The following is an 18,147-nucleotide window of genomic DNA, read 5'->3' on the forward strand; positions in this document are numbered from 1 at the left end:
CTTGTACTATAGGGCTGGCGCCCCCGGCTTTCAAGGGCGATACCTCAATAGCTTGTCCGCTATGGCGCCACGGGTAAGAGTACTGCTGGAACCGGCTGCCGCGTTTGGTAGATGGCCATGGCTTCTGGCATCCATTTTTTCAACTGTTCAATGCGCGTCTCGTGCCCAGGATGGGTAGACATAAATTCGGCCGGACCGCCGCCGCCGGACAACTGTGCCATCCGCTCCCACAAGTGAATAGACTCACGGGGATCGTAGCCCGCATCAGCCGCCAGAAGAATGCCGATATAGTCCGCCTCCGACTCATGTTTCCGGCTAAACGGCAACAACACCCCGACCTGCGCGCCGACCCCCAGCGCGGCCATCGCCGCCTGTGACATCACGCCTCCACCGCCATTGGCACTGGCTGCGGCTCCCGCTACCTGCAAAGCGGCGTTCGTCAATTGCCCTTGACTCATTCGCTCCGCCCCGTGGCGCGCCAATGCATGCACAACTTCATGGCCCATGACCGCCGCAAGGCCGGCCTCCGTTTTGGCAACCGAAAAGATTCCGGTATAGACGGCAATTTTCCCACCAGGCAGTGCGAATGCGTTCAAGGTTTTATCATCCTTAATCACCGTGACTTCCCATTGAAACTGCTGTGCCATCTCTCCATATTTCGACCGTTTCGCGGCTTCAATAATCCGCGCCGCCACACGCTTCACCGGCTCGATCTCACGCGGATCTTGAGACTGGTGCATCTTCGGATCGCTCTTCACCTGGCTGTACGCCTGCGCGCCCATCTGCATTTCCTCGTCTACCGAAGACATGAGCAACTGATGCCGACCTGTATAAGGATTGGTTTCACACCCGCCGATCCCCAACAGCGTGCCCAGCAACACTCCCATCACAACCGATCGCATATTCCATATCCTGGCTCTCATAGGGTCTCCCTCAGGCATCACTCATCGATTGGGCAAGTGGTTCAATTGACCGCCCCTGCTTCAATTCGCTAGATTACCGCGCCCTAGATAATATTTCTACCGGGAGTATGCCGTGGCAGCTACCCATACATCAGTCGAGCGCATCGGCCTCGACGAATCGGGGAAAGGCGACTACTTCGGCCCGCTCGTTGTCGCCGCCGTCTTTGTGGATGCCGTCACCCAAAGCGAACTTGCCCTCATGCGGGTGCGGGACAGCAAAAAGATCTCGGACGGTCGGATCCTTGAGATGGCGCCGGACATCAAAACGATCTGTCCCCACAGCATCGTCGCGATCGGCCCGCAGAAATATAATGAGCTGTATGCGAAAATTAAGAACTTGAATCGCTTGTTAGCCTGGGGCCATGCCCGCGCCCTGGAAAATCTGCTCGACAAGGTGCCGTGCGGTCGGGCGATTGCGGATCAATTCGGGGATGAACGGCTGATCCTGGACGCGCTCCAAGCCAAAGGCCGCATGATCGTACTGGAACAGCGACCGAAAGCTGAGTCGGACATGGCCGTTGCTGCGGCTTCGATCCTCGCACGCGCAGAGTTTTTGATCCGACTCACACGGCTGTCTGATGAGGTCGGCACAACGCTCCCGAAGGGGGCATCATCCACGGTGGAACTGGCCGCTCGAATGGTGATGAAGAAACACGGGCAGGAGCGACTGGAACACGTCGCAAAGCTACACTTCAAGACCACCCAAACCATCCTGGCAGGGCTTACCTAAACCGACTCGCCGACTTCCAGATCGTTCTTCCTGGCCACACTCAATGCCGAAGCGGATTCGGTCGGAATCTCGCCTTCCCAGTAGAGCATTCGACGGCAATAGGGACACACGTGGAGATCGTCGGATCGCCGGACTTGCGCAATCAGCTGCGGTGGGATTTGGAGTCGGCACCCGGCGCACATCCCTTCACGCACGGCGGCGACCGCTCCATCTTTTCTAGATAGCTTGATGTGTGTGTAGCGCGCGAGCAAGTTTGGGTCGATCTGCTTCGCCGCCTCGCGCTGCCGAGCCTCCAGCTGCGCCAATTCCGCGGCGAGCTCTTTGTCCGCGGCATCAAGCACGGACTTTTCCTTGGCAAACACGGCCTGCGCCGCCGTCACTTTCTCCTGCAGCTCTTTGATCGTGCCTTGCAGCTGGTCGATCTTGTCCATGGAAACCAAGATCTTTTCTTCAAACTCCCCACGCTTCTTATTCGCCAATTCAATTTCGAACAAGTGCGCTTGATATTCCTTGTTGGTCTTCAAGCCGGACGCGTGCGACTTCATTTTCTCGGTCTGCGTTTCGTGCACTTCAAGATCTTTTTCGTGCGTCCGCCGTTCCTTCACCAGCGCGTCAACCCCCGTCTTCGCGTCGGCCAGCAACTGCGTATCCTCGCGAAGCGGCGCTTCGGCGATATTCAACCGCTCAGGGATTTTTCGGCGTTGTTCCGTAATCTCCAGAATGCGGAGATCCAATTTTTGCAGGGCGAGCAGGGGAGAAAGTTTCTGGCTCAACGGACTCCTTAACACGACATTCGTAGTGACACACCTCGAGGCGCGATGGGGCCCATATCAGATGTGGTGGGCCCACTAGGACTTGAACCTAGGACCAGCTGATTATGAGTCAGCCGCTCTAACCACCTGAGCTATGGGCCCGATCGGGTGAACCGGCGATGCACTCACTTCTCTGCTCACCCGACACAGGTCGGATGATTCTAGGCTGCGCCTCCCAATAGAGTCAAATGGCCCACGAACAGCCTTGCTTTATACGCTTTCGACAAAGCTCCGCAGCTTCTTGCTCCGACTTGGGTGTCGCAGCTTGCGCAACGCTTTGGCTTCGATTTGCCGAATACGCTCACGAGTCACTTCAAAATCCTGCCCGACTTCTTCCAGCGTGTGGTCGGTGGCTTCGCCGATCCCAAACCGCTTCCGCAAGACTTTTTCTTCTCGCGGGGTCAGGGTTTCCAGCGCACTATTAATCTGGCGTTGCAAATCATAGCGAATCGCGGCTTCCAGCGGGGAGACTGCCTTTTTATCTTCGATGAAGTCACCCAAATGACTATCTTCTTCTTCCCCGATCGGCGTCTCCAAAGAAATCGGCTCACGCGCGATCTTGAGGATCTTCCGGACCTTATCGAGCGGCAAGTCCATCCGCTCGGCGATCTCCTCCGGCAATGGCTCACGGCCCAGCTTCTGGACCAAATGGCGTGATGTCCGGATCAGCTTGTTGATCGTTTCGATCATATGCACCGGAATACGGATCGTGCGCGCTTGATCGGCGATGGCCCGAGTGATGGCCTGCCGGATCCACCAGGTCGCGTAGGTGCTGAACTTGTACCCGCGCTGATACTCGAACTTATCCACGGCCTTCATCAGACCGATATTGCCCTCCTGGATAAGATCCAGAAACTGCAATCCTCTGTTGGTATACTTCTTCGCGATGCTCACCACGAGACGCAGATTGGCCTCGACCAGTTCCGCCTTCCCGCGCTTGACCTTGTCCTCGGCGACATCCAGATGCTTCACGGCATCTTTGATTTCATCCGCCGGCACCAAAGACTCTTCCGTTTCCAGTTGTTTGATCCGTGCCTTCGCCGCCTGATAGATTTTCTTGATGTCCGACAGGGTCTCCTCGGACACTCCGGCCTTTCGTCTGACGGCCAGAAAATCCGGTCTCGTCCGGCACATTTTCCTGAGCTGCTCGGCGCCGGCCTCGCCGCCGATTCCAATCCGCCGCTGACAGCTGGCGACTTCCCGCTCGGCCATGCGGAACTGTACGGCCAAATCGCGCACCCGCTGCACCATGCGATCCTTCAACACACCGTGCAGATTCACGGATTCAATTTTATCGACCACCTGCTGGCGGGCCAGATCGAACTGTTTCTTATATTGCTTTTGTTTCGCCTGATCGCTCCCGATTGATTTTTCTTTCTCAACCAGGGCCTTCAGCGAGAGCGAAACCTTCCGGACCGTGTTCAATGCCTCCAGCGTCTTCACGCGCAGCTCTTCATAGTCCCGTTCGACCGGCTGCTGCTCTTCTTCAAGCTCTTCTTCGGTTTCCTTTACCGGCACGATCTCGCGGACATCGATCTTCGCATCCTTCAACTGATCGCGCAGAGCCAGCACGAACTCGATGGTCATCGGCAAGCCATAGATCACCGACGCCACTTCTTTCTTTCCTTCTTCGATCCGCTTGGCGATCTCGATTTCCCCTTCGCGGCTCAACAAGGCCACGCTGCCCATTTCCTTCAGATACAGGCGAACCGGGTCATCTGTGCGGCTCAAGGCGCCTGGCGTGAGATCGATCGGCTTTTCGTTTTCTTCCTCTGACTCCGACTCAGCCTCGGTCTCCGCTTCCTCCGCATCGTCGGCGGCCTCGCCCCGCTCCGTGCGCTTCTGGGCCCGCTCGCCGTCCGGCGCATCCACAATCTCAATGTCCAATTCGCCGAACATCGTCATGATGCTGCCGAACTGGTCGGAGGAGACCACCTCCGCCGGCAGGGTGTTATTCAGCTCATCGTAGGTCAGGAAGCCTTTTTCCTTCCCCATCGTAATGAGTTTCTTCACCTCGCCGAGCAACTCTTGCTTCGCCATAACTACTCCTTCACCAATGAGACTGTGCCGGCGACTGGCGTGCCGGCTTTCCGCATTTGCAATTCATTCACCTGCAGATTGATCGCCTGCACATCTTCCCAACGTCCTTCACGCTCAGCCCCTTTGAGGCGCGAGATGAGCTCGCGCATGGCCGCCTCGGAACGTTTCCGATCCAGTTGATCGAGACACCCCTTGATATGTTCCGAGAGATCGTCGAAATGATCGTCCCGCAGCGAGAACTCGGTAGCCAACGATCCACAGTCGGGATCTTCCATCGCCGCATCCAGGAACGCGCGTACTTCAACACGACCGTCCGCCCCTAGATGCGCCAGGGCACATTCCACCAATTTTTGACAGGCGGGAATTGAAAACAGTTCCGGGTTCAACCGTCGAATATCCGCCGGAGATAATTTCCCCTGCAACAACAAAAACGCGAGATCCCGCTCCTCGGGAACGCCTTTGAAAACCGGTACGGGTTTCGGTGACGGGGCCGGTGAGCCGGCAGTTTTCCGCTGCTCCGCAATCAACGCCGGATATCGTTCAATCAATCGCTGCTGATTGATGCCCAAGCGCTCCGCAACCACGCGCAACCGTTCTTCCCGTTCAATTGGATGCTCGCTCTTCTGAAGAATGCGCAAGATTTCATCCACGCTGCGGATTCGACCTTCGAGCGATCCGGACTCGGCCTCTTTCACACTATGTTCCAACGCGTAATCTAACAGGCTCGGAGCCGCCGCTTCGAGCCGCGCAAATGCCTCTGCTCCGGCTTTCCGAACATAGGTGTCGGGATCGTCTCCATCCGGCAACGTCACCACCTTGACCCCGAGGCCGCTGTTTACAAACAAATCCAACCCCCGCAACGCCGCTCGCACACCGGCGGCATCCGGATCGAACAACAACACCACATTCGTCGCGAACCGCCGGAGGGCTTGAATATGTTCCGCCGTCAGCGCCGTACCAAGAGTTGCCACCGTATGGGTGATCCCAGCCTGATGCAAGGCAATGGCATCGAAATAGCCTTCTACCACGATCACGGTCTTCGTTCGGGCGATCGCTTCGCGCGCCTGATCGAAGGCAAACAGCGTCTGCCCCTTCTTGAATAACGGCGTATCGGGGGAATTCAAATATTTGGGTGTGCCGTCTCCGAGCGTCCGTCCACCGAATCCCACCACGCGTTTGCGCAAATCGACGATTGGAAACATGACGCGAGCGCGGAATCGATCATAGAAACCTGTGGCCCCTTTCCCTGCTTGCTCACGCGCAATGGTCAACCCCGCCGCCGCCAAATCGCCGGCCGTAAACCCTTGATGCGTCAATGCCTTGATCAACCCTTCCCATTCTCCCAACGCCACACCGATGGCAAAACGCGTGATCGTGGCCGGCTCAATGCCCCGTTCCGCAAGATAGTTCCTCGCAGGCCCACCGGCTTGTGCAGCCTGAAGGTTCTTGTGAAACCACGAAGACGCGGCTTGATTTACCTGTTCAATGCGACCGAACTGAGCGGCCTGCGGATTGAACCCGGCCGACTCTTGCACCTCGATACCGACCTTACGGCCGAGATCACGCACCGCTTCCGGGAAACTGACTCCCGTAATCCGCGTCAAAAATGAGAACACATTGCCGCCGGCCCCGCAGCCAAAACAATGAAAAATCTGCCGTGACGGGCTCACCGTAAACGACGGACTTTTTTCCTGATGGAACGGACACAACCCCTTCAGATTCTGTCCCGCTCTGGTGAGCGAGACATGATGACCGACGATATCCGCGATATCGACCCGGTCCCGAATCTGGTTAATGATGTCGTCAGAAATCAGGCCTCGGCCCACGAGAGTCCTGGCTCCTTTGCACCCGTCATGGTCGACCGACGAGCTAGCCTGAAAATGATCAGAAAATTTGACTGGTCAGGGTATCAGACCGCTTGAAACCCTGTCAATTATGAGAGCGGCCGGCTAGCCTGGAGGCCAGCCGAGGTGGCGACCGCCAAGCACGTGAAAATGCAGATGAAAAACAGTTTGCCCTCCATCACGCCCCGTATTGGCCACAATACGATAGCCCGGCTCGGCCAACCCCTTGTCTGCAGCGACCTTTCGACAGGTCAGGAGCAATCGGCCCAGTAACGCTTGATCGGACTCGCCGAGATCTTGCACTGCTGCGACATGCCGCTTGGGAATCACCAGTGTATGGACAGGCGCTTGAGGGCTGACATCATCGAACGCCAATGTATGCTCGTCCTCATGCACCACCTTTGCGGGAATGCTGCCATCGACGATACGGCAAAAAATGCAGGTACTCACCGTGCCCTCCCTGGCTATTGTTCCGTCCTGAGACCGGACTTCCCGAAACGCGTCGCCAATTCTTGATAAATCACGGACAGAGGAATGTCATGGTAGCCCAAGACCATGAGCGTATGAAAAAACAGATCGGCGATCTCGTAGACGATCTCCTCTTTCTTTCCGCCCTTGGACGCCAGCAGCACTTCACCAGCTTCTTCCGCCACCTTTTTGAGAATCTTGTCGTGCCCGCCCTCAAAAAGCTTCGTCGTGTAGGACCCCGGCTGGGGATTGGCACGACGTGTCTCGATCGTCCGCAGCACCGCCTCGAGAATGCCGCCCGCGGCCTCGCCGGCTTTACCGACGCCCACTGCACCCGACTCGTCCATGGACGTAAAAAAGCAGGCCCGCGCTCCGGTGTGACAAGTCGGCCCGACCGGTTGGGCCTTCACCAGGATGGTATCGAGATCACAATCCACAAAAAGGGATTTCACATGAAGCTTGTTCCCGGATGTCTCACCCTTCTCCCAAAGCTTCTGGCGCGACCGGCTCCAGAAGTGAACCGTTTTAGTGGCCACGGTTTGATTCAGCGCCTCCTGGTTCATATAGCCGACCATCAAGACCGTTCCGTCCAGCCAGTCCTGCACAACGGCGGGAATCAATCCTTGCTCATCGAACTTTAACAACTGTGCACTGTCGCCTGGTCCCATGATGTCACGCAACTGAGGCAGCTTGATCAAGCCGCATCGGCACGCCTTTCTCACGCAAATATTCTTTAGCCTGCGGAATCGTATACGTCCGAAAGTGAAAAATCGAGGCCGCCAGTACCGCGTCAGCCTTCCCCTTCGTGAACCCGTCATAGAGATGATCCAGGGTTCCCACTCCGCCTGAAGCGATCACGGGAATCGAGACGGTTTCTGATACTGCCGCTGTCAGACCCAGATCATAGCCGCTTTGCTGGCCGTCTTGATCCATGCTCGTCAGCAAGATTTCGCCTGCCCCGTAGGTTTCCATCCGCTTCGCCCACTCTACCGCATCGAGCCCAGTGGACTTGCGCCCGCCATGCGTAAAGACTTCCCAGCGACCGGGCAGGGCGCTCCGCTTTGCATCGATCGCAACGACGATACACTGAGTCCCAAATTTCTGCGCCGCCTCTCGCACAAATTCCGGCTGCTGGACCGCTGCCGTATTAATGCTCACCTTATCGGCGCCGGCGTTGAGCAAGGCGCGGATATCCTCGAGTGTCCGAACTCCGCCGCCGACCGTGACGGGCATGAACACGCGCGCGGCGGTTTGCTCGACCACGTCGATAATGGTCTTTCGATTTTCATGCGACGCGGTGATATCAAGAAAACACAGCTCGTCTGCCCCTTCGCGATCATAGACCGTCGCCACTTCTACCGGATCGCCCGCATCTCGCAGATTGACGAAACTGACGCCCTTCACCACCCGGCCGTCTTTCACATCGAGGCAAGGAATGATGCGCTTCGTCAGCATCGCGCGCTCACGGCTGCGACCGCTGCCGCATAATCCAGCTTCCCGTCATACAGCGCCTTGCCGACGATCGCGCCTTCGATTCGAGGGCCGAACGCATGAACGGCTTGCAGATCCTCCACACGCGTGATGCCGCCCGAGGCAATGACGGGAAACGCTGAGTGAGCGACCACTTCTTGCAACGCGGGAATATTGGGCCCGCTCAGCATGCCATCGCGCGAAATGTCAGTATAGATCACCGCGCTAATCGCGAGCCCGGCAAGATCTTTAAGCAGATCGATCGCCTTCGTGTCCGAGACGGCCGTCCAGCCCTTCACCGCCACCTTGCCGTCACGCGCATCGAGTCCGAGCAGAATGCGCCGAGGAAATTCACGGCAGGCTTGTTCAAGAAACGCGCGATCCGTGAGCGCGGCGGTCCCGAGCACCACGCGCGACACGCCGGCATTGAGATAGCGCCGGACCGTCTCGATCGTGCGAATGCCTCCGCCGACTTGCACCTTCACACTCACCGTCTTCATCACCGCTTCGATCTGCGGGAGATTCCGGGGCTCCCCATCGACCGCGCCGTTCAAATCAACGACATGAATAAGGCCGGCCCCGCCCTGTTGCCACTTCCGAGCGACCGCCGGCACATCCTCCGAATACACCGTCTCTGCGGCCATATCGCCCTGGCGCAAGCGCACGCAACGTCCGTCTTTCAAATCGATGGCTGGAATCACAAGCACGTTACTTCTCTCCCCCTGCTCCGAATGGAAATTCTTTCAACACTTCATCCACACCATACACCGCCAACTCGTCCGCCGTGACAAATGCCCAGCGATGAATGAAACCCATGAAGTCTTCGATCATCGGCCGTTGGCGCTCATAGTAATTGCCGACCCATAACACTTGTCCATCAGCCGCAATTACCTTCACCTCAAATCCGACAGCCGCAGCGGGACTGGCGCCCATCCGGCTGCCCACTCGCTCCTGATAGACCAGCACTTCCCCGATGAGAGCGGCGTCCTGTGTCAGTTTTCTGGCTACGGCCGCCGCCGCCAGTTCCGGCGTAGTCTTCAGCGGATCCCCACCAAGCGACGCCATCGCCTTTCTGGTGTCACTCGGCGACAAGACCGTGACTCCGGTACGATGCCGAAGTCGGGTCCAAAAGAGCTGCGCCACCTTCTCTGCCGCAACAGCCGGTACACGGACAGTCTGCCGGGGTACATGCTCCACGTTAGACGGGACCTCGATAGAAATATCCGACCGGCGGACGCTTTGCGGCGTCGACATGATCAGGTCTCCCTGATCACGGACCTGCGGCGTGGCGATCGTCGTGAACGGAACGAAGGCCATGGTCTTCACCTGATACCTCGGCAACTCATTCGCCGCCTTCGTCGTGACCTTCGAGCCGCTGCACCCGACCACTGCCAGGGCAGTGCCGGCCAGGCACACCAAGCCTATCCGCAGCATATGAGGAGTCGCGACGCTCACATCCAGGCCCCGAAATTTTTGATCAGTTGCAGACCAACGGCCTGGCTCTTCTCAGGGTGAAACTGGCAGGCCACCACGTTGTCCTTCCAAATGCTCGAGACAAAAGGAACCCCATAGGTCGTCGTGGTCGATGCAATCTGCTTCTCGACCGGCTCGACGAAATACGAATGCACGAAATACCAATTAGACCCGTTCGGAATACCGGCAAACACCGGGCAAGCCTGCTGCACAGTGACTTGATTCCAACCCATATGAGGAACTTTCAACGAGGGATCCGCGGCAAACCTCCGCACCTTGCCAGGGATAATGCCCAAGCCCTTGTGCAGGCCAAACTCTTCACTTTCCGTGAATAACAGTTGAAGCCCCAGACAAATTCCCAGAAACGGTTTACCCGATTGAATCGCCGTGTGAACGGACTCGACCAGCCCATACTGTTCGAGATTGGCCATGCAGTCGCCGAAGGCCCCGACGCCGGGCAACACAACATGGCTGGCACTCTTGATCACGCCCGCATCGCGTGTCACCACCGCGTGATGGCCGACAGCCTCAAACGCCTTGTGAACACTGCGCAAATTCCCCATGCCGTAGTCGATGATCGCAATCATGAAATTCTGGCAGCTCCTGGAAAGTCGTAACAATACCGCAACCGGCGGCAACCTGCCACTCCTGTCTCCGGAAATAAAAAGGGGGCAAGCTCTACACAGCCTGCCCCCTTCACGCCGTTCGGCCTACGGATTCGCGCGAGCCTACAGCATCCCCTTCGTCGACAGGACTTTCCCCGCCAACCGCTCTTCCGGCATGGTCGCTTGATCGAGGGCTTTGGCCAACCCTTTGAAAATGGCTTCCATGATGTGGTGCGGGTTGCGGCCATACATGAGATTCACGTGCAGATTCAATCCGCCATGCGTCACGAAGGCCTGAAAGAAATCTTCAAACAGGCCGAGGTCAAAGGCCTTGATCTTCCGATCCGGCAAGGCCACGTTGTAGACGAGATACGGCCGGCCGCTGAGATCCACCGTGATCTGCGCGAGCGTTTCGTCGAGTGGCGCAGAGGCAAACCCGAACCGCTTAATCCCCGCCTTCTCGCCCAACGCTTGATGCAACGCCTGGCCCATCACAATCCCGACATCTTCAACCGTGTGATGCTCGTCGATATCGATGTCGCCCTTGGCTTTCACCGCCAGGTCGAAGAAGCCGTGCTTTGCCAGCAGCTCCAGCATGTGATCGAAAAAGCGGATACCGGTATCGATCTTGCCCTGTCCGCTGCCATCGATCGTCCATTCGACGGAAATATCGGTTTCTTTCGTGGCGCGATGAATCGATGCCTGCCGCGCCGCCGATCCGCGCTTCTTCATGAGAACCTGCTTTCCGCCGATTTGGCATGCGCATCGAACCCTTCGATATGCGCGAGACGCACGAGATAGTCTCTCACCTTTCTCAGCTCCTCTTTCGTGTAATGCACGATATTGCTGGTCTTCACATAGTCATGGACGGATAAGGCCGAGAAAAACCGCGCGGAGCCGCCGGTCGGCAACACGTGATTCGGCCCGGCAATATAATCCGCTACCGACGGCGGGGTATGCCGCCCCAGAAAGAGCGCTCCCGCGTGGCGGATTTTCTCCAAGTAGTCGAAGGGATTGTCCACCGAGAGCGTCAAATGCTCGGCGGCAATCTCATTCGCCACTGCAATGGCCTCATCCATGGTCGTCACCACAAAGGCTACCGCGTGCCGCGCGATCGACTTGGAGGCGATCTTTTCCCGCTGCAGCCCTTTCAGCTGACGCTCAATCTGCTTCGACACATCTTTAGCCAACCGCTCGGACGTCGTCACCAGGAAGACTTGCGCATCTTCATCATGCTCGGCTTCACACAGCAGATCCGCCGCGACATGAGCGGGGTTCGTCTCCTCATCGGCGACGACCAGCAATTCACTTGGTCCGGCGATCATGTCGATCCCGACCGTCCCATAGAGCAAGCGCTTCGCCGTTGCCACGTAGATATTTCCCGGCCCGACAATCTTGTCGACCTTCGCAATCGTCTTGGTGCCATAGGCGAGCGCGGCAACCGCTTGCACGCCGCCGACGCGATAGATCTCCGTCACTCCGGCAATGTCCGCCGCCACCAGCAAGTACGGATTGATGGGCCCTTTCTGTGGGGGCGTGACCATCACGATCCGCTCGACACCCGCGACCTTGGCTGGAATGGCGCACATGAGCACGGACGAGGGATAGACCGCCTTCCCGCCTGGAACATAGACGCCCACCGCATCCACCGGCGTGACCACCTGCCCTAACGTGGCGGTCTCATCCTGATACATCCAAGTCTTCGTGCGCTGGCGCTCGTGAAACGCAGTGACCCGTTGCGCGGCAAACCGCAGGGCATCGCCTTCGTCTTTGCGGATATGGTGATAGGCTTCTTTCACTTCTTCGGGGGAGACTCTGAGCGCCTCGGCCTTGAGCGCGACCCGATCAAACTGTTTCGTATAGCGCAAGACGGCGCGATCTCCGCCGCGTTGGACCGCCTGGAGGATCGTCCTGACGGTTTTTTCAACCGCACTGCTCTGCACCGCTCCGCGCAAGGCAACCTTCTTCAGTGTCGCGGCAAACGACCGATCAGCCTGCGTGAGAATTTTCATGCGCGATCCTTCGCTGAGGTGGAGGCTCGTTTCGATCCTGACTTGCTGCTGGGCGCCGAAGGCGCTTTCTGAGTAGCCTCCACGGCCTTCCGCAGGCGGCGAATCATATCCATCAGTGGCGCATATTTGAGCTTGAGACTGGCCCGATTCGCGATGAAGCGCGCGGTCGACTGGGCAATCAGATCCACTTCGACAAGATCGTGCGCCTTGAGCGTACTTCCGGTTTCGACGAGGTCGACGATCCGGTCTGCCAGTCCCACAACCGGCGCTAACTCAATGGAGCCGTACAGCTTGATGATCTCGACCGGAACCCCGCGCTGATTGAAAAAGCGTTCGGTGATCCGGGGATATTTCGTCGCGACGCGAACCTTCGATGAAAGCCGATCGCACGCGACCTCGGCCCGGAGCGCAGCGACCGAGATTCTACACGCTCCAAATAGTAAATCCAACGGTTCGTAGACGTCGCTATCCTGCTCCATCAGCACGTCTTTTCCGACGATTCCGGCGTCAGCTCCCCCGTATTCGACATAGGTCGGGACATCACTCGGACGCACGACCAGGAAGGTGGTGTCGATCTCAGGACAAGGAAAGATCAACCGCCGGCTCTCCCCCACCAACCCGGCACTTTCATAGCCGGCCCGGCGGAACAGCTCCAACGTCGGTTCGATCAGCTTTCCCTTCGATAGCGCAATCGTCAGCATAGATCCCTCTACCGAGCTCCGGTCACAGGGCTCGCCTTTCGGCGTTCGATATTCGCCCCGACCGCCCGCAGTTTTTCCTCAATGCGTTCATAGCCTCGATCGAGGTGATACACCCGCTGGATTTCCGTCGTGCCCTCGGCGGCCAAACCGGCCAGGATAAGTCCTGCGCTGGCGCGAAGGTCCGAGGCCATGACCGGCGCCCCTGTCAGCGTAGGACGCCCCGTGACGATCAAGCGATTCCCCTCGACTCGAATATCCGCACCCATCCGCCGCAACTCTTCCACATGCATAAAGCGGCTTTCAAAGACCGTTTCCGTCACGACGCTCGTGCCTTCCGTGAGCGCCATCAGCGCCACCATCTGCGCCTGCATATCCGTCGGAAACCCCGGGAACGGCAAGGTTCGGACGTCCGTTCCCTTGAGCCGGCCGGCCCGCCTGATTCGCACTGTCTGGGCCTCAACCTGAATATCCGCACCCGCTTCCCGCAACTTCATCAGAACCGCTTCAAGATGCAGCGGACGGCAATGGGTAATCGTGACATCTCCATCCGTAATCGCCCCGGCGACGAGATGCGTCCCGGCTTCGATGCGATCGGGAATAACCTCATGATCCGCACCGTGTAGTTCCCGCACGCCTTCAATCGTGAGCACGTCCGTTCCAGCCCCGGCAATACGGGCGCCGCGCTTGGTCAGGAACTCGGCCAGATCCACAATTTCAGGCTCTTTCGCCGCATTTTCGATGACGCTCGTCCCTTCGGCGAGGGAGGCCGCCATCATCAAATTCTCCGTACCGGTCACGGTCGTCGTATCGCAATAGATCCGCGCACCCTTCAGCCGCTTGGCCCTCGCGGTGATATACCCATGCTCGATCGAAATGTCAGCTCCTAATTTCGCCAACCCGGCCAAATGGAGGTTCACCGGCCGCGACCCGATCGCGCAGCCACCCGGCAGCGAGACCTTCGCCTCACCCCAACGCGCAAGCAAAGGGCCCAACACCAGCACCGACGCGCGCATGGTTTTCACCAAATCATAGGGCGCCTCGGTGGAATGAATCACGTCCGCTTTAATGACGGCGCGGTTGGCCTCATGGGAAACCTGCGCGCCGAGAATGCCGAGGAGCTTCCCCATCGTCAGCACATCGACCACGCGAGGGACATTCGTAATGACACATTCCCCGCCGCCTAAAATGGTCGAGGCCAGAATAGGAAGAGCCGAGTTCTTCGCCCCGCTGATCCGGACGTCTCCCCGCAACCGATTTCCACCCGTAATGACAATCTCATCCATCGACGCCTTGCTTCCTATTCCATCCGCTGGGCGATGACCACCCGTTCAATCCCTGCCGCATCTTCGATGATACGAAGTGCCCTATACCCGCCCACCCGTTCTGCCAACTGCCGGACTATCGGAGCTTGGCCTGCTCCCATTTCCATCACGAGTACCCCGCCTGGGACAAGAAACTCCCGAGACTCACGCAACAACCGCTCGTGAAATTCCGTTCCCTGCTCTCCTCCGACCAAAGCCATGCGCGGCTCAAATACCCGCACCTCCGGCTCCAAACCAGCCCAATCAGATTCGGAAATGTAGGGAGGATTCGAGACGATCACGTCGATCATGCCAGCCGCCCGCCGCGCTTGCAGTGGCGACAACAGATCCCCCTCCAGCCATTCAATCCGATCACGCACGCCATGCTTCATCGCATTCACCTGCGCAACCTCCAGCGCCTCCGGAGATCGGTCGACTGCAAGAATACGCTGCCCCTTCAGACGAACGGCCAAGGTGATGGCGACGCAACCGGATCCCGTTCCCACATCGACAATGGCTGAGTTGGAAAGACGCTGCACATGCTCAATAGCATGGTGAATCAGCAACTCGGTCTCAGGTCGTGGAATCAATACGGCAGGACTGACAGAAAACTCAAGCCCGCAAAACTCTTGCGTACCGAGCAAATATTGTAGCGGTTCACGAGCTACTCGCCGCGCGATCAAAGACTCAATACAGGCCTGGACGGCGGGAGAGACCAACCGGTCCGCGTGACTGACCAACTGGTGACTTCGTACAGACAGCGCATGCTCCACTAGCCACGCAGCCTCCTGCGCCCCGTTGCTCACCCCGGCGCGGACCAAAGACTGCCGAGCCCACACAATGAGGGCACCCACCGTCTTCAGCTCTGGCATGACAAGGGCCACCATAGTCCCCTATACGTTGGCTGTATCGATCTGCTGCTGTTGCGCTTTCAACGCCTGGACAAATTCATCCAGATCGCCTTCCATCACCAATTCAAGCTTGTGCAAGGTCACGCCGACCCGATGGTCGGTGACACGATTCTGCGGAAAGTTATAGGTGCGGATCTTCTCGCTTCGCTCGCCGGTCCCGACCTGTGATTTCCTATTCTGAGCGATCTCTGCGTCATGCTTTTCCCGCTCCGCCTCAACGATTCTCGCGCGCAAGGTCCGCATGGCTTTTGTGCGATTCTTCAGCTGCGACCGCTCATCCTGACAACTCACCACAACCCCGGTGGGGATATGGGTGATGCGCACCGCGGATTTGGTCGTATTCACGCTCTGCCCGCCGGCGCCGGAGGAGCAGAAGGTATCGATTCGAAGATCTCCCGGATCGATTTTGACGTCGATTTCGTCGACTTCCGGCATCACCGCCACCGTCACAGTAGAGGTGTGGATCCGGCCGGCTGCTTCCGTCACCGGCACGCGCTGCACGCGGTGCACACCGGCTTCGTACTTGAAGTGGCTATACGCCCCTTTGCCTTCGATCAATGCCGTGATGTTCTTGTATCCTCCGACACCATTCTCCGCCGCCTCGACCGTATCGACCTTAAATCCCTTTTTCTCCGCATACCTGATATAGGAGCGAAATAATTCCCCGGCAAACAACCCGGCTTCGTCCCCGCCGGTACCTGCCCGGATTTCCAAGAGCAGGCTCTTCTCATCCCGCGGATCTTTCGGGATCAGGAGCTCCTTGACCTGCTCTTCCATGACCTCCTGCTGCCGCCGCAACTCAGCGGTTTCATCAGCGGCCATCTTGTGCATGTCACTCCCGGCTGATGGATCGGCTAGAATCTGCGCCGCTTCCTCCAGCTGCCGAATATTGCCGCGATAGATCTCGAAGAGCTGAGCCGCCGGCTCAAGATCGACACGTTCTTTACTGAGCTTGTGGAGCTGTGCCGGCTGACTCACGACAGAGGGATCCATGAGCTGATCGGTCAACTCTTGAAATCGCGAGGCCACGGATTCCCATTTCTTAAGTAAGGCCGCTTCAATCATTCCAAGTCCTCAAACACCATCATCCATCCAGGCACAAAAACAAAGAGACCCTGCTCCATAGCGAAGCAGGGTCTCTTCTATGACACGTAGAGTGGCTACTTGTCCTTCTTCGCGTACTTCTTCTTAAACCGTTCGACCCGCCCTTCGGTGTCGATGATTTTTTGTGTGCCGGTAAAGAACGGATGACAGGCACCGCAAATATCGACGCTGATTTCCCCGACGGTCGTGCGCGTCTTGAATGAGTTGCCACAGGCGCAATGGACCGTGGCTTCCCGATACATTGGATGAATACCCTTTTGCATGACCTACGACTCCTTGCCAAACATTCACTCAGGCTCCTGGCCCCACGCCAGGAACGACACACTCTATCCGAACCTCAAGGGTAGAAACAAGCGTCTCTTACCGATTCATGGATTGCAGGAATTCCTGGTTGGTTTTGGTCCCGCCAATTTTGTCCATCAGGAACTCCATCGCCTCCATCGTTCCCAACGGACTGAGCACCTTCCGCAAGATCCACATCTTGTTGAGCCGATCCTTATCCACCAACAACTCTTCTTTTCTGGTTCCGGACTTGCTGATATCAATCGCCGGGAAAAGGCGCTTGTCGGCCAGACGGCGATCCAGATGGACTTCCATGTTACCGGTTCCTTTGAACTCTTCGAAGATCACATCATCCATGCGGCTGCCGGTATCGACCAGTGCGGAGGCCATGATCGTCAAACTCCCGCCATGTTCAATGTTACGGGCCGCGCCGAAGAAGCGCTTAGGCCGCTGCAGTGCGTTTGAATCGAGACCGCCGGAGAGCACCTTGCCGCTCGGCGGGGCGATGGTATTGTACGCACGTGCGAGGCGCGTGATGCTATCCAATAGAATCACCACGTCCTTCTTGTGCTCGACTAACCGCTTGGCCTTCTCCAGCACCATTTCGGCGACTTGAGCATGGCGCTGCGCCGGTTCATCGAAGGTCGAACTGATGACTTCGGCCTTGACCTGTCGTTGCCAGTCGGTGACTTCTTCCGGGCGCTCGTCGATCAAGAGGACGATCAGAGTCACTTCCTTATGATTCTTGAGAATGGCCCGCGCCAGAGCCTGGAGCAGCATCGTCTTACCGGTACGGGGAGCGGCCACGATCAACCCGCGCTGGCCCTTGCCAATCGGAGTCGTCAAATCCATCACACGGGTACAGTACTCTTCGCGATCAAATTCCAGATTGAGCCGCTCTTCTGGGTAAAGAGGCGTCAGGTTGTCGAAGAGGATCTTATCTCGTGAAACTTCCGGATCTTCGTAATTGACCTTCTCGACTTTCAGCAGGGCGAAGTAGCGCTCGCTCTCTTTGGGAGGCCTGATCTGCCCGGAGACGGTGTCACCGGTACGGAGGTTGAACCGGCGAATCTGTGAAGGGGAGATATAGATGTCGTCGGGGCCCGGGAGGTAATTGGAGTCGGGGGCGCGCAAAAAGCCAAACCCATCTGGAAGCGTTTCCAGCACACCTTCACCGTAGACGACGCCGTTCTTTTCCGTCTGACCTTGCAGAATGGCGAAGATGAGTTCCTGCTTCCGCAGGTTGGCCGAGCCTTCGATCTTGAGGTCGCGCGCCACCTCGTTCAGGTCGGCAATGGACTTCTGCTTCAACTCCGCCAAATACATGACCTCACCCTTAGCAGCTTGCATAGCACTCCTATCGAGCCATCGGCTCTGTTGTCATGAACAAGAACTCACGAGATTGATTGACCATTCGTCGGAACAGATGTGT

19 protein-coding genes and 1 tRNA gene are annotated in these 18,147 nt (G+C 57.7%); 1 reads left to right on the plus strand and 19 read right to left on the minus strand.

All coding sequences use genetic code 11. The features are described 5' to 3' along the window. Positions 1-59: 59 nt before the first annotated feature. Entirely contained in the window at positions 60-902 is an 843-nt protein-coding gene (locus NITLEN_RS02250) for a M48 family metallopeptidase (protein ID WP_121987951.1), read from the minus strand. Between the two features lie 133 nt (positions 903-1,035). Here NITLEN_RS02250 and rnhC point away from each other — a divergent pair, with 133 nt between their 5' ends. After that, positions 1,036-1,692, plus strand: coding sequence for a ribonuclease HIII (gene rnhC / locus NITLEN_RS02255; protein ID WP_121987952.1), 657 nt, complete (start codon positions 1,036-1,038; stop codon positions 1,690-1,692). On the opposite strand, the gene NITLEN_RS02260 is transcribed toward rnhC, so the two are convergent. The 18 genes from NITLEN_RS02260 to rho all read right to left on the minus strand — a co-directional run bounded on the left by NITLEN_RS02260 (position 1,689) and on the right by rho (position 18,041). Then, complete coding sequence (locus NITLEN_RS02260) at positions 1,689-2,465, minus strand: zinc ribbon domain-containing protein (RefSeq protein ID WP_121987953.1); 777 nt, start codon at positions 2,463-2,465, stop codon at positions 1,689-1,691. The genes rnhC and NITLEN_RS02260 overlap by 4 nt on opposite strands. 64 nt (positions 2,466-2,529) lie before the next feature. Then, positions 2,530-2,606 (minus strand) — tRNA-Ile (locus tag NITLEN_RS02265). A gap of 108 nt (positions 2,607-2,714) precedes the next feature. Then, entirely contained in the window at positions 2,715-4,544 is a 1,830-nt protein-coding gene (gene rpoD, locus NITLEN_RS02270) for an RNA polymerase sigma factor RpoD (RefSeq protein ID WP_121987954.1), read from the minus strand. A gap of 2 nt (positions 4,545-4,546) precedes the next feature. Beyond that, the gene (dnaG, locus tag NITLEN_RS02275; RefSeq protein ID WP_121987955.1) at positions 4,547-6,370 is read right to left on the minus strand and encodes a DNA primase; all 1,824 of its coding nucleotides are present in this window, start codon (positions 6,368-6,370) and stop codon (positions 4,547-4,549) included. A gap of 123 nt (positions 6,371-6,493) precedes the next feature. Further along, a complete protein-coding gene (locus NITLEN_RS02280; RefSeq protein WP_121987956.1) occupies positions 6,494-6,838 on the minus strand; it encodes a histidine triad nucleotide-binding protein in 345 nt (114 codons plus the stop codon). A gap of 14 nt (positions 6,839-6,852) precedes the next feature. Beyond that, positions 6,853-7,554, minus strand: a complete 702-nt coding sequence (hisIE, locus tag NITLEN_RS02285) for a bifunctional phosphoribosyl-AMP cyclohydrolase/phosphoribosyl-ATP diphosphatase HisIE (protein WP_245924365.1) — start codon at positions 7,552-7,554, stop codon at positions 6,853-6,855. Further along, positions 7,529-8,311: an imidazole glycerol phosphate synthase subunit HisF gene (gene hisF, locus NITLEN_RS02290; RefSeq protein WP_121987957.1), complete on the minus strand. Its 783-nt coding sequence runs from the start codon at positions 8,309-8,311 to the stop codon at positions 7,529-7,531. The genes hisIE and hisF overlap by 26 nt, the downstream gene beginning before the upstream one ends. Next, the gene (hisA, locus tag NITLEN_RS02295; protein ID WP_121987958.1) at positions 8,305-9,033 is read right to left on the minus strand and encodes a 1-(5-phosphoribosyl)-5-[(5-phosphoribosylamino)methylideneamino]imidazole-4-carboxamide isomerase; all 729 of its coding nucleotides are present in this window, start codon (positions 9,031-9,033) and stop codon (positions 8,305-8,307) included. Before hisA ends, hisF begins: the two co-directional genes overlap by 7 nt. Position 9,034: 1 nt before the next feature. Continuing rightward, positions 9,035-9,781 carry a hypothetical protein gene (locus NITLEN_RS02300; RefSeq protein ID WP_146216068.1) on the minus strand — a complete coding sequence of 249 codons (747 nt, stop codon included), beginning with the start codon at positions 9,779-9,781 and terminating at the stop codon, positions 9,035-9,037. Further along, the gene (gene hisH / locus NITLEN_RS02305) at positions 9,778-10,386 is read right to left on the minus strand and encodes an imidazole glycerol phosphate synthase subunit HisH (protein WP_121987960.1); all 609 of its coding nucleotides are present in this window, start codon (positions 10,384-10,386) and stop codon (positions 9,778-9,780) included. The genes NITLEN_RS02300 and hisH overlap by 4 nt, the downstream gene beginning before the upstream one ends. Before the next feature lie 141 nt (positions 10,387-10,527). Continuing rightward, complete coding sequence (hisB, locus tag NITLEN_RS02310; protein WP_121987961.1) at positions 10,528-11,136, minus strand: imidazoleglycerol-phosphate dehydratase HisB; 609 nt, start codon at positions 11,134-11,136, stop codon at positions 10,528-10,530. Continuing rightward, positions 11,133-12,416: a histidinol dehydrogenase gene (gene hisD, locus NITLEN_RS02315; RefSeq protein ID WP_121987962.1), complete on the minus strand. Its 1,284-nt coding sequence runs from the start codon at positions 12,414-12,416 to the stop codon at positions 11,133-11,135. Before hisD ends, hisB begins: the two co-directional genes overlap by 4 nt. Then, positions 12,413-13,117: an ATP phosphoribosyltransferase gene (gene hisG / locus NITLEN_RS02320; protein WP_121987963.1), complete on the minus strand. Its 705-nt coding sequence runs from the start codon at positions 13,115-13,117 to the stop codon at positions 12,413-12,415. The genes hisD and hisG overlap by 4 nt, the downstream gene beginning before the upstream one ends. A gap of 8 nt (positions 13,118-13,125) precedes the next feature. Continuing rightward, positions 13,126-14,400, minus strand: a complete 1,275-nt coding sequence (gene murA / locus NITLEN_RS02325; protein WP_121987964.1) for a UDP-N-acetylglucosamine 1-carboxyvinyltransferase — start codon at positions 14,398-14,400, stop codon at positions 13,126-13,128. Positions 14,401-14,414: 14 nt separating this feature from the next. Further along, positions 14,415-15,290 (minus strand): peptide chain release factor N(5)-glutamine methyltransferase, encoded by an 876-nt coding sequence (gene prmC / locus NITLEN_RS02330; protein ID WP_181416586.1) that lies wholly within the window; start codon positions 15,288-15,290, stop codon positions 14,415-14,417. Between the two features lie 21 nt (positions 15,291-15,311). Continuing rightward, positions 15,312-16,394: a peptide chain release factor 1 gene (gene prfA / locus NITLEN_RS02335; RefSeq protein WP_121987966.1), complete on the minus strand. Its 1,083-nt coding sequence runs from the start codon at positions 16,392-16,394 to the stop codon at positions 15,312-15,314. A 95-nt stretch (positions 16,395-16,489) separates the two neighbouring features. Further along, a complete protein-coding gene (rpmE, locus tag NITLEN_RS02340; protein ID WP_121987967.1) occupies positions 16,490-16,696 on the minus strand; it encodes a 50S ribosomal protein L31 in 207 nt (68 codons plus the stop codon). A gap of 97 nt (positions 16,697-16,793) precedes the next feature. Further along, positions 16,794-18,041 carry a transcription termination factor Rho gene (gene rho / locus NITLEN_RS02345; protein WP_121988541.1) on the minus strand — a complete coding sequence of 416 codons (1,248 nt, stop codon included), beginning with the start codon at positions 18,039-18,041 and terminating at the stop codon, positions 16,794-16,796. Positions 18,042-18,147 lie beyond the last annotated feature (106 nt).

The sequence above is a fragment of the Nitrospira lenta genome (assembly GCF_900403705.1).
GTDB lineage: Bacteria > Nitrospirota > Nitrospiria > Nitrospirales > Nitrospiraceae > Nitrospira_D > Nitrospira_D lenta.

Bases quoted from the DNA above. Each gene is read 5' to 3' on its own strand.
- hisG (WP_121987963.1), bottom strand. From the start codon at position 13,117: ATGCTGACGATTGCGCTATCGAAGGGAAAGCTGATCGAACCGACGTTG.
- hisD (WP_121987962.1), bottom strand. From the start codon at position 12,416: ATGAAAATTCTCACGCAGGCTGATCGGTCGTTTGCCGCGACACTGAAG.
- hisB (WP_121987961.1), bottom strand. From the start codon at position 11,136: ATGAAGAAGCGCGGATCGGCGGCGCGGCAGGCATCGATTCATCGCGCC.
- murA (WP_121987964.1), bottom strand. From the start codon at position 14,400: ATGGATGAGATTGTCATTACGGGTGGAAATCGGTTGCGGGGAGACGTC.
- NITLEN_RS02250 (WP_121987951.1), bottom strand. From the start codon at position 902: ATGCGATCGGTTGTGATGGGAGTGTTGCTGGGCACGCTGTTGGGGATC.
- hisF (WP_121987957.1), bottom strand. From the start codon at position 8,311: ATGCTGACGAAGCGCATCATTCCTTGCCTCGATGTGAAAGACGGCCGG.
- rpoD (WP_121987954.1), bottom strand. From the start codon at position 4,544: ATGGCGAAGCAAGAGTTGCTCGGCGAGGTGAAGAAACTCATTACGATG.
- rho (WP_121988541.1), bottom strand. From the start codon at position 18,041: ATGTATTTGGCGGAGTTGAAGCAGAAGTCCATTGCCGACCTGAACGAG.
- hisH (WP_121987960.1), bottom strand. From the start codon at position 10,386: ATGATTGCGATCATCGACTACGGCATGGGGAATTTGCGCAGTGTTCAC.
- prfA (WP_121987966.1), bottom strand. From the start codon at position 16,394: ATGATTGAAGCGGCCTTACTTAAGAAATGGGAATCCGTGGCCTCGCGA.
- rpmE (WP_121987967.1), bottom strand. From the start codon at position 16,696: ATGCAAAAGGGTATTCATCCAATGTATCGGGAAGCCACGGTCCATTGC.
- prmC (WP_181416586.1), bottom strand. From the start codon at position 15,290: ATGCCAGAGCTGAAGACGGTGGGTGCCCTCATTGTGTGGGCTCGGCAG.